11 protein-coding genes and 1 other annotated feature are annotated in these 15,742 nt (G+C 45.1%); of the genes, 10 read left to right on the top strand and 1 reads right to left on the bottom strand.

Annotation, left to right across the window (positions count from 1 at the left end):
- Positions 1 to 431 precede the first annotated feature (431 nt).
- Together spoVID and ysxE are read left to right on the top strand one after the other, a co-directional pair.
- Entirely contained in the window at positions 432 to 1,637 is a 1,206-nt protein-coding gene (gene spoVID / locus ACXAFV_RS07500; protein ID WP_475125475.1) for a stage VI sporulation protein D, read from the top strand.
- 204 nt (positions 1,638 to 1,841) lie between these two features.
- Entirely contained in the window at positions 1,842 to 2,873 is a 1,032-nt protein-coding gene (gene ysxE / locus ACXAFV_RS07505; RefSeq protein WP_475125476.1) for a spore coat protein YsxE, read from the top strand.
- Positions 2,874 to 2,915: 42 nt separating this feature from the next.
- Here the strand turns inward: ysxE and ACXAFV_RS07510 are convergent, their stop codons facing one another.
- On the bottom strand, positions 2,916 to 3,104 hold the full coding sequence (locus ACXAFV_RS07510; RefSeq protein WP_175990861.1) for a hypothetical protein: 189 nt from the start codon (positions 3,102 to 3,104) through the stop codon (positions 2,916 to 2,918).
- A gap of 171 nt (positions 3,105 to 3,275) precedes the next feature.
- Positions 3,276 to 3,503, top strand: a binding site (T-box leader).
- 70 nt (positions 3,504 to 3,573) lie between these two features.
- Between ACXAFV_RS07510 and ACXAFV_RS07515 the strand changes: the two genes are divergently transcribed.
- The 8 genes from ACXAFV_RS07515 (at position 3,574) to ACXAFV_RS07550 (ending at position 15,635) form a co-directional block, all read left to right on the top strand.
- Positions 3,574 to 6,225, top strand: coding sequence for a valine--tRNA ligase (locus ACXAFV_RS07515; RefSeq protein ID WP_475125477.1), 2,652 nt, complete (start codon positions 3,574 to 3,576; stop codon positions 6,223 to 6,225).
- 107 nt (positions 6,226 to 6,332) lie between these two features.
- A complete protein-coding gene (locus ACXAFV_RS07520) occupies positions 6,333 to 7,649 on the top strand; it encodes a bifunctional folylpolyglutamate synthase/dihydrofolate synthase (protein WP_475125479.1) in 1,317 nt (438 codons plus the stop codon).
- An 88-nt stretch (positions 7,650 to 7,737) separates the two neighbouring features.
- Entirely contained in the window at positions 7,738 to 9,450 is a 1,713-nt protein-coding gene (locus ACXAFV_RS07525; RefSeq protein ID WP_475125480.1) for a diguanylate cyclase, read from the top strand.
- A gap of 215 nt (positions 9,451 to 9,665) precedes the next feature.
- Positions 9,666 to 10,295 carry a hypothetical protein gene (locus tag ACXAFV_RS07530; protein WP_475125482.1) on the top strand — a complete coding sequence of 210 codons (630 nt, stop codon included), beginning with the start codon at positions 9,666 to 9,668 and terminating at the stop codon, positions 10,293 to 10,295.
- Between the two features lie 27 nt (positions 10,296 to 10,322).
- Positions 10,323 to 11,681, top strand: coding sequence for a VanW family protein (locus ACXAFV_RS07535; RefSeq protein WP_475125483.1), 1,359 nt, complete (start codon positions 10,323 to 10,325; stop codon positions 11,679 to 11,681).
- Between the two features lie 29 nt (positions 11,682 to 11,710).
- The gene (locus ACXAFV_RS07540; RefSeq protein WP_475125485.1) at positions 11,711 to 13,369 is read left to right on the top strand and encodes a GspE/PulE family protein; all 1,659 of its coding nucleotides are present in this window, start codon (positions 11,711 to 11,713) and stop codon (positions 13,367 to 13,369) included.
- Positions 13,370 to 13,383: 14 nt separating this feature from the next.
- The gene (locus ACXAFV_RS07545; RefSeq protein ID WP_475125487.1) at positions 13,384 to 14,427 is read left to right on the top strand and encodes a type IV pilus twitching motility protein PilT; all 1,044 of its coding nucleotides are present in this window, start codon (positions 13,384 to 13,386) and stop codon (positions 14,425 to 14,427) included.
- On the top strand, positions 14,424 to 15,635 hold the full coding sequence (locus tag ACXAFV_RS07550) for a type II secretion system F family protein (protein ID WP_475125488.1): 1,212 nt from the start codon (positions 14,424 to 14,426) through the stop codon (positions 15,633 to 15,635). The genes ACXAFV_RS07545 and ACXAFV_RS07550 overlap by 4 nt, the downstream gene beginning before the upstream one ends.
- Positions 15,636 to 15,742: the final 107 nt, after the last annotated feature.

Below are 15,742 nucleotides of genomic sequence, written 5' to 3' on the forward strand. Positions count from 1 at the left end.
ATAAAATTATTCGAGATACAAAGCTTTTTGGAAATAAACCGTTTCCAGCTTTTGATTGGAGTGCAAGACGAAGACTCCTCCGGGAAAAGCGAGACAGGTGAGACCTGTCCAGCTCCGCCGGCTAGCCCCTCGAGGTCATAAGCTAAATAGGCATAAAAGGCAAAACGCGCCTTTTCAGCCTATTCATCTTATGCTTGTCGGGGCTGAGCAAGCCGCCTCCGCTTTTCTTCCCGCAGGAGCGCAGCGACGAGGAGGCTCACCGGCCGCCCGCGGAAAGCGAAGTCTTGCACGGAAATCAAAAGCGGTGTTAGAAGGACACTCAATTTTTCAAAACTTAAGCATCTCTATCATATTTCTCCCATCCAAATCATAAAGTGATAATGACATTGTCATATATTTCTTAGGTTTGGAACTTGAAAGGAGGAATTTCTTTGTCACAAGATCAACAATCGTGCCTGCGATTTTCTTTGGAAGAATCAATTTGGTTCAAAAAAGGACAGGAAGTTGAAGAACTGCTATCTATCTCCTTAGATCCACATATAACGATACAAGAACAGGAACAGTATGTACTCATCAGAGGGACGCTTGATTTATCCGGGGAATACCTGCCGAGCACTCTCAGGGATGATGAAGGTGTAGACGAGTTTGAGGCGAGCGGTAAATTCGTTCAGACAGTTGAAAAAAGGGAAAAAGGGGAAAATGAGTTTGTCCACCGCTTCCCGGTCGATGTGACGATTCCAAAAAACCGCATTGCCAATTTAGGGGACATCGATGTGTTTGTGGAATCTTTTGATTATGTCGTTCCTGAAAATGCTTGTTTAAAACTGAATGCAGATTTGACCATCACAGGAATTTACGGTGAACAGCAGACTCATACACCACTTGAAGTGGAGTACAGCGAAGAAGAGGCCTATGCCCCCCTTCACCGTTCTGCTGCCGTTCTTGACGCACCTGTTGAAGAAGAGGAAGAAGCAAGTCCTCAATACTACGATCATGATGAAGATGAGAATGAATCATATGATCAAGACGATTATGAATATGATCTCACAGATGATGAATCTACGGATGATTCAGAGGATGATGAGTATCAGCCGTTCTCATTGGAAGGAAGAACCCCTCCTGCCGGGGAAGAAGATGAGATTCCTGTTCATATCCAGTATGATTCACATTCAGCACAAGAAGAGAGCTACTATAGAAAGGAAAATGTGTTTGAACTTCCTGAGCATGAATTAAGCGAATCCTCGCAGGAGCAGGAAGTGACACAGCCTGCCAGTGAACAAATGAATATGCAGAAACCGGCTCCGGTTCAAGAGGAGCAAGAAGAAGAATCTTCCTCAATGGAAGCGGAATTGGAAGCTGAAAGTGAAGAAGCGGCCGATAAAAAGAAAAAAATCAAAGGGAAAAAGAAATATGAATCCATCTCCCTCACCGATTTCTTCGCACGTAAAGAAGAGGAAAGAGCAGCAAAGCTTAGAGTTTGCATTGTGCAAGAAGGGGAAACACTCGATAACATCGCAGAAAAATATGATTTGACGATTGCCCAGCTATTACGGGTCAATCATTTGGAAGCGAATCAGGATGTGTACAACGGCCAGGTTCTCTACATCCCAAATGAAGAGCCTGTGTTCAAGGCGTAATTTAAAAATGAAGCAGAACGATTGAATATTGACGATGAATCAGGACTGACACCAACTTACTGGCGGCAGTCCGTTCTTTTTTTACTTGGCGAAATTAACTAGTGGAATAGCCGGAATGCCAATCGCGTGGCTGAATTGCAAATCAATATCACACTTTAATAGATCAGCTTTGATACCTTGTAATAACGGGGAGGTGCAAAAATCGTGCAAACCATCGATAGTCTAAGACCTGTGCTGCAGCCATATGGGGTAGAGCCCTATTTTGTGGAAGACACAGGGAAAGTAAGCAAAGTGTACTCGAATAAAGGGACCCTTGCTGTAAAGCATATATCCGCTCAGACCGGAGTCGATTTCGTCCGGAACGTCCAGACCCTTTTTCAACGGGGGTATAACCGAATCGTGCCCATCTATCCGACAATGGACGGGCGTTATGCTGTCTGGCACGAGGGGGAACTTTACTATGTGATGCCGTGGCTGAACAACCAGGAGAAGGAAGACCGATTCGAAAAGCACCAGAAGCTGTTCCGTGAACTTGCCAGGCTCCATACGATATCCTCACAGGATGTGAAAATAAACAAAGAAGAAAGAGAATCGCATTATGAACAGCTGACTTCACGCTGGGAAAAGGAACAGCAGTTTCTGGATGAATACGTGGAGGAATGTGAAAAAAGCGTTTATATGTCACCGTTTCAATATCATTTTTGTATGTTTTATAAGGATGTGTCCCAGGCTCTCAAATTTTCAAGGAAAACGCTCGATGAATGGTATGAAAGTACGAAGGATCTTGAGAAGGTCAGAACGGTCATCATCCACGGCAAACTGTCAACAGAGCATTTCTTGTACGATGACAGGGGGCTCGGGTATTTCAATAACTTCGAAAACTCAAAAATCGCGTCTCCTTTTCATGATTTGCTGCCGTTCCTGTCCAGAACCTTGAAAACCTATCCAAAGTATTATGACGAATGTGTAGAGTGGCTAGAAACATACTTTCAGCACTTTACTGCCCGCAACGAAGAAAGGCTTCTGTTTATGTGTTATTTAGCCTACCCAAGCTCCGTAATCGCCATTGTTGAAAAATATTTTCATACTCCGAAAGGCAAAAGGAATGAGCGTAAATCACTAAAAAAACTTCAGCGTCATTACTGGCTGCTGAAAAACACGGAATACGTAGTCATGCGGCTCGACGAAATCGAGCGGAAGAAAAAAGAAGCAGCCGAGGCAGAATCGGAGGCATAAAAAAAGGACTGACGAAAACGAAAGTCCATGTTTCGTCAGTCCTTATATCCAATCAAAATAGATGGCAAGGGCGATGCCGATGAACAGGGTCAAGAGAAGAACATCAAATGTGGTGGGAAGCAGAATGGTCCGGATGGCTTGAAACACAGAAAAAGGGATGATGAATTGCTTACAGATCAAGCGAACATTACGCAGCCATGGGGGCAGGGTGTATGGATTGTACTTTCGCATACTTTTCACTCACTTTCTGGGTAGATTCACTACTATATCCTATGAAAAGAATGAAAATTGGTTCTCGGGTAAACTATAGAGAGATACTGAAGAATATTTTTTATGAAAATGGGCGATAATGATTGACGAAAGTTTAGTGAATCCTATACTATAATGAGTACATAAATAATTTAAAAAGCGTTGAACAGGAAGAGTACATTGCCCCCCGCTTTCAGAGAGGAAAATCATTTGCTGAGAGATTTTCCAAGCGAAGACGATGGAAGGTCGCCTGAAGAGCTGCTTCTATGAAGACAGTAGTAGAAGCCGGTTAAAAGCCGTTATTGTTCATTGAGAGTTCAGGGGTCTGTACGGCTTCTGAGAAAAAAGGTGGTACCGCGAAACGAATCCTTCGTCCTTTTACAGGGCGAAGGATTTTTTGTGTTTTAAATCACCTTTCTAAAAACCTACAATGATTAAGGGAGGATATACAATGGAAACTCAAGATCAATTATCGATGCCGACCAAATATGATCCGAATGCCATTGAGCAGGGAAGATACAAATGGTGGCTGGAAGGAAAGTTTTTTGAAGCGAAAAGCGATAAAGAAAAGGAACCGTATACAATCGTCATTCCACCGCCGAACGTAACAGGCAAACTTCACCTCGGCCATGCATGGGATACGACACTTCAAGATATCCTGACGCGAATGAAGCGTATGCAAGGCTACGATGTATTATGGCTTCCAGGAATGGACCATGCCGGCATCGCCACTCAGGCCAAAGTGGACGAAAAGCTGCGCAGTCAAGGGATTTCGCGTCATGACTTGGGTCGTGAGAAATTCGTTGAAGAGACATGGAGATGGAAAGAAGAGTATGCAGAGCATATTCGCAAGCAATGGTCAAAAATCGGGCTGGGCCTTGACTATAGCCGCGAACGCTTTACGCTGGATGAAGGTTTATCTGAAGCCGTTCAGAAAGTATTCATCGATCTGTATAATAAAGGCTTGATTTACCGCGGTGAATACATCATCAACTGGGATCCCGCGACGAAGACGGCCCTATCCGATATTGAAGTTATCCACCAGGATGTCCAGGGTGCCTTCTATCACATGAAGTATCCACTGGCTGATGGAAGCGGACATATTGAAATCGCGACAACACGTCCTGAAACAATGCTTGGTGATTCAGCAGTCGCTGTACATCCTGAGGACGATCGCTACAAGCACCTGATAGGTAAAACGGTCATCCTTCCGATCGTTGGACGCGAAATCCCGATCGTCGGTGACGATTACGTAGACATGGAATTCGGTTCAGGTGCTGTGAAAATCACGCCTGCTCACGACCCGAATGACTTTGAAATCGGGAACCGCCACAATCTTGAACGCATCCTGGTGATGAATGAAGACGGTAGCATGAATGAAAAAGCAGACAAATATAAAGGGATGGACCGTTTTGACTGCCGTAAGCAGATCGTCAAGGACCTTCAGGAAGCTGGCGTACTGTTTAAAATTGAAGAACATATGCACTCGGTTGGACATTCTGAGAGAAGCGGAGCGGTTGTAGAGCCATACCTGTCCACGCAATGGTTCGTCAAAATGGATCCGCTCGCACAGGAGGCAGTCAAGCTGCAGGAAAAAGAAGGCGAAAAAGTAAACTTTGTTCCTGACCGTTTCGAAAATTCATATCTGCGCTGGATGGAAAACACCCGTGATTGGTGCATTTCCCGTCAATTATGGTGGGGACATAGAATCCCTGCATGGTACCACAATGAAACCGGTGAAGTATATGTAGGAAAAGAAGCGCCGGCTGACAGTGAAAATTGGTCGCAGGAAGAAGACGTCCTTGATACATGGTTCAGTTCAGCGCTTTGGCCTTTCTCCACAATGGGCTGGCCTGATATGGATGCGGAAGACCTTAAGAGATATTATCCGACAAATACGCTTGTAACTGGCTACGATATCATCGGTTTCTGGGTATCCCGCATGATTTTCCAAGGACTAGAATTTACAGGAGAACGCCCATTCAAAGATGTTCTGATCCACGGGCTTGTTCGTGCTGAAGATGGCCGCAAAATGAGTAAATCCCTTGGAAATGGTGTCGATCCGATGGATGTCATCGAGAAGTACGGTGCCGATTCGCTTCGATATTTCTTATCGACTGGCAGCTCACCTGGTCAGGACCTGCGATTCTCATTTGAGAAAGTGGAGTCCGTTTGGAACTTTGCCAATAAAATCTGGAATGCATCCCGTTTTGCCCTGATGAATATGGATGGAATGACCTATGAAGAAATCGATTTGAGCGGAGAAAAATCCGTTGCTGACAAATGGATCCTTACCCGTCTGAATGAAACAATCGAAAACGTGACACGTCTTGCCGACCGCTATGAATTCGGTGAAGTGGGAAGAATCCTTTATAACTTCATCTGGGATGACTTCTGTGACTGGTATATCGAAATGGCGAAGCTTCCATTATACGGGGAAGATGAAGCGGCCAAGAAAACAACCCGTTCGATTCTTGCATACGTGCTCGACAACACAATGCGACTTCTGCACCCGTTCATGCCGTTTATTACCGAGGAAATATGGCAGAACCTGCCGCATAAAGGCGAATCGATCACTGTAGCAGCATGGCCGGAAGTGAACCAAGACCTGACGGACGCCGATGCTTCCGAGGAAATGAAGCTTCTTGTAGAAATCATCCGTGCTGTACGAAATGTCCGTGCAGAGGTAAACACGCCGATGAGTAAACAAATCAAGCTTATCCTGAAAGCGAAAGATGAAAAGATCTTGAACATTCTCGATAAAAATAAAGCTTATATCGAACGTTTCTGTAATCCGGAAGAATTGGATATGGGAACGGATATCACTCCACCGGAAAAAGCGATGACTGCAGTAGTGACAGGAGTAGAGTTATTCCTGCCATTACAAGGACTCATCAATATCGATGAAGAGATCGCCCGTCTTGAAAAAGAACTTGAAAAGTGGACGAAAGAGGTAGCTCGTGTTCAAGGAAAGCTGAATAACGAAAAATTTGTAAGCAAAGCTCCTCAAAAAGTGGTAGACGAAGAAAAAGCCAAAGAAAATGATTACCTGGAAAAGCAGGCAACGGTAAAAGCGAGAATAGAGGAACTAAAAACCGTATAAAAACTATTTGAGAAGGCTTAGGAGCAGGAGTCTAATTGTATAGGGAAAACCACCCCTAAAGCAGCTAGGCTCCGCTCCGGCCTTTTTTTGATGGGAGTGAATCAGACATGTTTACATATGAAGAAGCGGTAGGGTGGATTCATGCCAGGCTGAGACTCGGGATAAAGCCGGGACTCCAAAGAATGAATCATTTATTAGAAGAGCTTGGGAATCCCCATGAGAAATTAAAGTCCGTCCATATCGGCGGAACAAACGGGAAAGGATCGACGGTCACTTATATACGCAATATCCTCCAGGAGGCAGGCTATACGGTCGGTACTTTTACTTCCCCGTATTTCGAACGTTTCAATGAGCGTATATCTGTAAATGGACAACCGATTCCTGATGGTGATCTTATTTCACTTGTTTCTCTCATAAAACCGATTGCAGAGGCGATGAAAGACAGCGAGTGGGGAGAGCCATCCGAATTTGAAGTCATCACAGCGATGAGCATGGTGTATTTTGCGGAAATAGAAAGGCCCGATCTTGTTCTATATGAAGTGGGACTTGGAGGAAGACTGGATTCCACGAATGTGATCACCCCTCTTGTATCGGTCATTACAAGTATCGGAATGGATCATATGAATTTTCTAGGGGATACGATTGAGGAAATCTCGTTTGAAAAAGCTGGCATCATCAAAAGAGGTGTTCCGGTGGTATCCGGTGTATCACAGCCTGAAGCAAGAAAGGTCATTCATGATGCGGCAGAGGTAAATGGAAGCCCTGTATATCAATCTGGACAGGATTTTCAAATTCACCGGGATACAGTTTTGGATAATGGAGAAAGATTTCATTTTGAGTCATCTGCACAAAATGGCACCTATGAAATTTCCATGTTGGGGGCACATCAAGTCCAGAATGCAGCGCTCGCCTTAAAAACGGTGGAATTACTCCAATCACAAAGTGAGATTGAAATTACGGACTTGCACCTTGTTGCTGGATTAAAAAAAGCCTATTGGCCTGGAAGGATGGAAGTGGTCAGCGAGAAGCCGGCTGTCATTCTGGATGGTGCTCATAATCCTGAAGGGATCAAAGCCTTGGTGACGACGATCAAGGAACGATTTACAACTAAAAGAGTGACGATTCTATTTTCGGCTTTGAAGGATAAAGAACTGAAACACATGATAGGGATGCTAGAAGAAGCTGCTTCGGCCATAAGCTTCACATCTTTTTCCTTTCCGAGAGTGGCGGATGCAGATGAATTATATTCCTTATCCGATCATCCCCACAAAATGAAAGCAGGGGACTGGCAGCATTATATAGAAGAAAAACTGAAATCTATGGGGAATGATGAAGTATTATTTATCACAGGGTCGCTCTACTTTTTATCAGAAGTCAAACCAGTGCTTCTTCAAAAGTTAGAAAATTCCAGAAAAAATAAGTGACTTTATCCTGCTACTCTGATAAAATATTCTTAAACTTGTGACTATTTAACTATTTTTCATTATAGATGGCAGATGAAGGAGGAGAGATATGCAGCTTTCACTTAAAAAGAAACTATGGATCCTGTTTGCATGGCTGGCAATCGTGCCTGCCGGATTGTATTATACATATCAATTCTATCCTCCTCAAAATGTGGAAGGAAACGGATGGGAACTGCTCACTCTGGTAGTATTTGCCACAGCCATCCCACTCATGCCAATCGTCATCAATGGCTCCACCATCTTCTTTATTCAATGGGTAACCCTTGTGGGATTCTTGAAATACGGTTTGTTTGTAGAAATCGTTCTTATGCAGTTTTCAATTATCCCCTTGCTGATAAGACTTCGAATGGCTAAAACAGATTGGCACAGGGCGCCATTAAATTCCCTCATGTTTTTTCTTGTTTCTTTTTCAAGCGGGTTGATCTATTTTCTGCTTGGCGGTGAAACGGGTGCGACAAGTATAGGGGAAATGCTTCCTGCCGCCTTGAGTTACCAAGTGGCATCCATCATGATCAATCAATTCCTTCTATTAGCCTACCAGCGTTATGTAGTCGTGAATGATATACGTTTTTACAGCAAAGATTTCATATGGGATTTTATTGCAAATATGATCATGTTCCCGATGTCCCTTTCACTGTATTTTCTCACTTTCCAAATAGGTCCATTCGCATCGCTGCTGATTGGTATCCCATTCATTAGTTTATCGTTGATATTGAAGATGTATAATTCCTCTGAAAAAATCAATGAATCTCTTCAAAAAGCCGGGGAAATAGGACATCAGCTGACAGAGAGCCTGAAGGTGGATGAAGTACTCGATATCTTCCTTGAAAAGATCATCGAAACCCTGCCAGTGGAATACGCGTACATATTGGACTGCAAAGGTGATGAACTGGTTCTTTTGAGAAGCGTCGAAAGCAAGCAGAAAAATGTGCATAAGTTCCCGACTTTGAGGCAAGGCCAGGGAATCAGCGGTATGGTGTGGGAGTCAGGAAAGTCGGTCATATATGACTCCAGGTCTGAATGGGTCGGACTCGCAGACGCATATATGCCCGCCGGGGTGGAAAGCGTCCTGTGCGTACCGATTGTGAGAAGCCAGAAGGTAGAGGGAATCCTTCTCTTGGCGTCTTCGAAAAAACGGGCATATGAGAAATTTCAATTGATGATTGTAGAAATCCTGTGCTCCTATTTCGGGGTTGCAATTCAAAATGCAAGACATCATGAAAAAACAAAGCAAAACAGTGAAAGATGTGCGCTCACGAATCTTTATAATTACCGATACTTCGAAGATATGCTGTCACTTGAGTTCAATGAACTTGAAAAGGGTGGGAGAACATCCTTATCCCTGATCATGCTGGACATTGATCACTTCAAGGTCATCAACGATAACTACGGTCACCAGAGCGGCAATGAAATATTGATCCAGCTCGCCGGCCGATTGTGCAAGCTGATCGGATCCAAAGGCACTGTCGCAAGATATGGCGGTGAGGAATTTGTCATTCTCCTCCCGGATACAGAAAGAGCAGAAGCCCTTACGCTGGCGGAACGCGTGAGGAAGATCATTGCCCACCGTCCATTCTTCCTACACGATTCGCTGCAAGCATCCAACAGAAAACTAATGGTCAGGATCACCGCGAGTATCGGAGTCGCCACTGCCCCTCAAGATGCAGACGATACAATGGCCTTGATCCGCCATGCCGACAGGGCGCTGTATACAGGTGCAAAGCAGGCCGGGCGGAATCGTGTGGCGGAATATGTGAAATAGAGACACCTTCCTTCACGGGAAGGTGTTTTCTTGCTATTGCCGCATACTTTGTTGTGTATGTATATAAGTGTATTTGGACAATCAGTGACTAACTTTATTTTTTCTCCCTTCAATTGCAATCATATTGTTTCAATTTTAATGTCTTTGTAATAAAATAGTAATAGTCGAATTTTGTACGATTCTAGCGATTTTAGTCTGAAAGTGGGAGGTTTGTGATGAACACTTTACTATTTGCTTCCGGTGCTTTTCTCCTCTTGCTTCCGTTCCTGAAATTCATTCCTTTAAAGCTCGCGTTCAAAAAGAAGGTGTACATTTCTTTCATCTCTTTTTGTATAACGATCCTGGCTTTAATAGGCAGTGATTTTCTTCCGTTTATAAGTGTGCTTGCCGTATTGGTTCTCTTGACAGGTCTGACTGCCTATTTAGCCGAGTCAAGAATCCAGAATGGGATAAATGCCCAGCGCGCCGAACTTCAACCAGAACCTCTTTCACCCGCCGCCCAGTATCATGAACCCAAAATCTATGAAACTACTATTGAACATAATGTCGATGCCGTTGATGATGAAACAGAATCAGAAGACGATCCCGAAAAGGATATAGAAGACGATTTTATTGAGGAAGAACAGCAGGACTACATAAAAGAATTGGATTGGGAAGACATTCAGCCTGTGGTTTCTTATGAAGCTGAGGGGCAGGACGCATTTGAATTTAATGAGGCGGTCGCAGAAGAAGAACTGCCGTCAATCGAGGACGGGATACCCGATTCCGTCAAAAGTCCTTCACCTTTTCAAATGGAAGAAGAAGAAGAAGAATACAACCGATTATTTTCCGGGAGAAAAAGGTAAAATCACAGTCAGGGAGGAGGTCCCTCATTGAAAAAATCATCTTATACTATTTCTGTTTTTTTAGTGCTATGCACAGTGTATCTATTCGGTTCAGCGCATGCAGGGGCCTATCTGTATGACCGTATTTTTCAATCGGAAAATGTTTCAGCCAATGGAACGAAGATAGCAGGTATAAACATTTCAAATGAAAGAACCAAGGAAATAAAAACAAAACTGCAAGAAGAAATACTCTTGTGGAAAGAGAGTCATAATCTCAAGGTTACCTATTTGGGTGTGGAGGAACGCATCCCTTCCCAAGTATTTCAGTTTGATGTTGATGCCACTGTAGGGAATGCGGCTGAAGGGGGAGATTCCCCGCTCCATTTACAATTGGACGAAGAGTTGCTTCTGCAATTATTAAAATCCTTGGGGATGGATATTGAACGCATACATATCGACAAGCTCAAAGATGCTGTACTGCAAAGAGCTTCAATGCTTGATGAGGATGAGCTGGAATTCTCGCTTGAAGACTATCTGAACAGCATGGAGGAAATGCAGGTATTGGCTGTAAAAGAGATGGGGAAAGTTGAAGTGACTCCGGGGCTTGAAGAATTTCTCTCTTCTTTTTCAGAGATCGATATCGAACCCATATCAACTTTTTCACTCTTGAAATTCGTGGAAGATCAACACATCAATAGCCTGACTGATAAAGAGCTGAGCTTGATTTCAACTGGTTTATATGCAATCCTGCTCCACTCCGACCTAGACGTCATTCAGCGCCATCAGGGCCGTTCACTGCCGGACTATGCTGAGCTTGGATTCGAAGCAAGAGTGGATAGGGGACTGCATCAGGACTTCATATTTGCAAATCCGAACAGCAAGTCATACAAGATACGCTTTCAGATGACCGGGGATTCTTTTTTTATTGTTTTAGAAGGACCGGAACTCCCTTATGAGGTGGAAATCTCCTTGCAGAACAAACAAACGGTGGAACCAAGGGTGATTAAGCAATTCACCCCTTACCTCGATAAAGGACAAACAAAAGTAAGGTCAGAAGGGGAAGATGGCGTCCAGGTTGAGGTATGGAAGAGCATGTTGGATTCCACGGGTGCGGTGTTGAAAGAAGAATTGCTTTCACGAGAGTATTATCCGCCTGTTCACAGGGAGGAGCTCGTCAGTCTCCAAGACTACATCGACAGCAATGGGGATAGTGGAACAGCAGGAGAAGCTGCCGTCAGTTCCCCTGGTACAAATGATGGTAAAGCCGGGGACTCCAATCAGCAGGAGAAGAATGAGGCTGACAGTCATGAAGAAGACCAGGATGAACAATCAGGTCCCCAGCAGCAGGAGAAACCTGAAAACCAGCCTTCCTCAAGCGGGAATATTCCGAATCCAAACATGAAGTAGTAGTCATATAAGAAGAGGGTGTATTGAAAATGGCACAAGAACGGAAACGATTAGGTGACTTATTAGTGGAAGCAGGCCTGCTTACCGAGGAAAAGCTTCAGCAGGCCCTTAAAGAGAAAAGCAAAGATCAAAAACTTGGTGATGCCATCCTGCAGAAGGGGTACATCACGGAGCAGCAATTGATCGAAGTGCTCGAATTTCAACTGGGCATCCCTCATGTAAGCTTATTCAGGTATCCGTTTGATCAAAAGCTATTTCACCTGATTCCTAAAGATATGGCGAAGCGGAACTTGATCATCCCCTTGAAAAAGGAAGGAGACAAGCTGTTTGTCGCGATGGCCGATCCAATGGATTTTTATGTGATAGAAGATCTTCGCTTATCAACAGGATTTTTCATTGAAGCAGCGATAGCGACCAAAGATGATATCCTCAGGTCGATCAATAAATTTTATGACATGGATGAGAGTTTTGAAGAGTTAAAAGGATTGGGGAACGAACCCCAGGCCGAGCAGGATGAAACGATCATGGATCAGGATTCACCGATAGCCCGGCTCGTAAATCAGATCCTCTCAAATGCAATGACCCAGAAAGCAAGTGACATCCATATAGACCCCCAGGAAACGAGAGTGCTGATACGGTATCGTGTCGACGGTATCCTCCGGACGGAAAGAGCGATACCGAAACATATGCAGAGCATGCTGACAGCGAGGATTAAAATCATGTCCCAACTGGATATCACAGAGCACAGGATTCCCCAGGATGGACGGATCAAGACGAATATCGATTTCCGTCCGATCGATCTGAGGGTATCGACTTTGCCGACCATTTACGGTGAAAAGATGGTTCTCAGGATCCTTGACTTGAGCTCCTCGCTAAACGATCTTACCCAGCTCGGATTCAATTCGCTTAACATGAAACGGTTCCAGTCCCTGATCGAGCGTCCTACAGGCATTGTCCTCATCACAGGGCCCACCGGGTCAGGTAAATCATCGACACTATATGCAGCTTTAAACAGGCTGAATAGTGAAGAAGTCAACATCATCACAGTCGAAGACCCGGTCGAATATCAGCTCGAGGGAATCAACCAGATCCAGGTGAACGCCAATGTCGGGCTCACTTTTGCAAAAGGACTGCGCTCGATCCTCCGTCAGGATCCAAATATCATCATGGTCGGGGAGATACGTGATAAAGAAACGGTGGAAGTGGCTATCCGTGCTTCCCTGACAGGTCATTTGGTACTGAGTACAATCCATACGAATGACTCGCTGACGACGGTCACACGCCTCATCGATATGGGGGTGGAGCCGTTCCTGGTGGCGACATCCCTCAGTGGAATCGTAGCACAGCGTTTGGTCCGGAAGGTATGCCGTGACTGTGCAGTCGAAGAGACCCCGACCAGGAGGGAACTTGATATTTTCAAGCGCAGAGGGCTCTCGGTCGAGAAAATCAACCGAGGAAAAGGCTGTGCTGCCTGTAATATGACGGGATATAAAGGCAGGCTGGCGATTCATGAAGTCCTGGTCATCAATGAAGAAATGAAAAAAATCATCATGAACAATGAACCGCTGTCAACCTTGAGGGAAGCGGCGTACAGATCGAAAACGATCTTTCTGCTGGATGATGGTTTGTTGAAAGTGAAGCAAGGGATTACCACGACGGAAGAAATTCTCAGGGTTGCAATCGAGTAAAGAAGGTGATCACGATGAAAGAACGCATAGATCAATTATTAAGAGCAGCATTTGAACTAAAAGCTTCCGATATCCACCTTACCGTCGGTTCATCTCCCGTTTTTCGCATTCACGGAGATTTGAAACGGTACGGCCAGGATGTCTTGAAGCCGAATGATACAGAACAAATGGCAAAAGCCGTCATCCCCGAAGAGCTCTGGGGTGAATTCAAAGAACGCGGAGAGCTTGATCTTTCGTACGCGATTCCGGGCGTCTCGCGATTCCGGGTGAATGCGTACCATCAGCGTTCATGCATTTCTATTGCACTGCGTGTCGTACCGACGAAAATACCTACGCTTGAAGAACTGAACCTTCCGGATGTACTGATGAGGATTGCCGAAAAGCCTCAAGGTCTGGTGCTCGTGACGGGACCGACGGGAAGCGGGAAATCGACCACATTGGCTTCGATGATCCAATACATGAATCGAACGATGAGAAAGCATATCATCACACTTGAAGATCCGATTGAGTATCTGCACAAGCACGGCTCTTCGATCATCGATCAGCGTGAAGTCGGCTTTGATACGAAGTCATTTGCATATGGACTTCGCAGTGCATTAAGGCAGGATCCAGATGTCATCCTGGTGGGGGAGATGCGTGATCTGGAGACGATCCATACGGCGATCACTGCAGCTGAAACCGGTCACCTCGTGCTCGGCACACTCCATACATCCAGTGCGGTGTCTACGATTGAACGGATCATTGACGTCTTTCCTTCCGTCCAGCAGTCGCAAATCAGGGTGCAGCTCGCATCGGTTCTTCAAGGGATCATCGCCCAGCGCCTTCTGCCGACTGCAGATAGACAGGGGAGAGTGGCTGCGACAGAAGTGCTGTTGAATAATTCAGCAGTCGCAAACCTGATCCGTTCCGAGAAGATCCACCAGATTCCAAGCGTGATGCAGACGTCAAAAGCGATGGGGATGGAGCTTCTTCATTCGTCGGTCAAAAGATACGTGGACATCGGGATGGTCTCACGTGAAGCTGCTCAGCCGTACATGCAGGAGACCGTTTCTGTATGACGCGGTTTAAATATGAAGGAAGGGACAGGAGCGGCAGGAAGCGGGGAGTCATCTCCGCCCCTTCGAAAAAAGAAGCAATGCTGAGACTGAAGAATCAGGGGATACGTGTCATCTCTGCAGAAGAGGTTCCGGAAACGCTTCTCACGAAAGAAATCACACTTGGAAACCCAGTGAAGCTTCAGCAGATGGTCGTATTTCTAAGGCAGTTTTCCACGCTTCTGAAAGCAGGGGTGACCGTCGTCGATGCAACGAGGATCCTTTCCGCCCAAACAAGCAGTAAAGCGCTAGCGAAGGTACTGTCGGAAGTTGAGTTGGAATTGAAAGAGGGGAACCCGCTGTCAGAAGCTTTTGCCAAGCATCGAAAGGTCTTTGAACCTTTGTTCATCAATATGCTGAAAGCAGGTGAAGCAACGGGGAGCCTCGATGAAACGCTCGAGCGACTCGGTGATCACTATGAGAAGCAGCATACGACCCGGCAAAAAGTCATTGCAGCCCTTTCTTATCCTGCAGTGGTCGGAGTCATCGCAATCGGCGTTGTCGTTTTCCTGCTGCTGGCTGTCGTCCCTACCTTCGTTGATATGTTTGCCGATATGGGAAGCGAGCTGCCGTTGATCACAAGAGCAGTGCTTGGCGCCAGTGAGATCGTGCAGAAGTATTGGTATGTTCTGTTGCTTCTCGTCATCTTGGCTTCAGTCGGGATCACCTTACTAAGGCGCAAAAAGGAAACGAAATATTATCTGGATTATATGATTTTACGGATTCCGATTTTCGGGAGCCTTATTCAAAAAGCAGTGCTTGCAAGAATGACAAGGACATTCAGTTCTTTATTTTCCAGTTCCGTACCCATTCTTCAGTCCATGGTGATATTGGAGAAAGTAGTGGGAAACGAAGTGATTGCAAAAGTCATAAAGGAAGCAAAGGACTCCCTTGAGAGCGGAGGCTCGCTTACTGAACCGATGAAAGATCATTGGGCCATCCCGCCGCTTGTTTCACATATGATCTCGATCGGGGAAGAAACGGGTTCGCTCGACGGTATGCTCTCTAAAGTCGCAGACTTCTATGAAAAAGAAGTAGAAAACACCACGGATCAGTTGAAATCACTGATCGAGCCGCTGATGATCGTCGTACTGGCGGGCCTTGTAGGGACTATTGTCACAGCTATCATGATTCCGATGTTTGAAATGTTTAACAATGTTCAAAATTTCTAGCATTTCTGATAAAATATTACACATTCTTACTATTTTTTTAATTGTTCTGCTGTATAATGAAAGTAGATTGATAGAGTACAAAAGTACTACATAAAAACCAAAAGGGG

This window comes from Rossellomorea sp. ABR4_012 (assembly GCF_056159545.1).

Excerpts from the sequence above, each read along its gene's own strand:
- ACXAFV_RS07540 (WP_475125485.1), top strand. The coding sequence starts at position 11,711 with ATGGCACAAGAACGGAAACGATTAGGTGACTTATTAGTGGAAGCAGGC.
- ACXAFV_RS07515 (WP_475125477.1), top strand. The coding sequence starts at position 3,574 with ATGGAAACTCAAGATCAATTATCGATGCCGACCAAATATGATCCGAAT.
- ACXAFV_RS07550 (WP_475125488.1), top strand. The coding sequence starts at position 14,424 with ATGACGCGGTTTAAATATGAAGGAAGGGACAGGAGCGGCAGGAAGCGG.
- ACXAFV_RS07525 (WP_475125480.1), top strand. The coding sequence starts at position 7,738 with ATGCAGCTTTCACTTAAAAAGAAACTATGGATCCTGTTTGCATGGCTG.
- ACXAFV_RS07520 (WP_475125479.1), top strand. The coding sequence starts at position 6,333 with ATGTTTACATATGAAGAAGCGGTAGGGTGGATTCATGCCAGGCTGAGA.
- ACXAFV_RS07510 (WP_175990861.1), bottom strand. The coding sequence starts at position 3,104 with ATGCGAAAGTACAATCCATACACCCTGCCCCCATGGCTGCGTAATGTT.
- ACXAFV_RS07530 (WP_475125482.1), top strand. The coding sequence starts at position 9,666 with ATGAACACTTTACTATTTGCTTCCGGTGCTTTTCTCCTCTTGCTTCCG.
- ACXAFV_RS07545 (WP_475125487.1), top strand. The coding sequence starts at position 13,384 with ATGAAAGAACGCATAGATCAATTATTAAGAGCAGCATTTGAACTAAAA.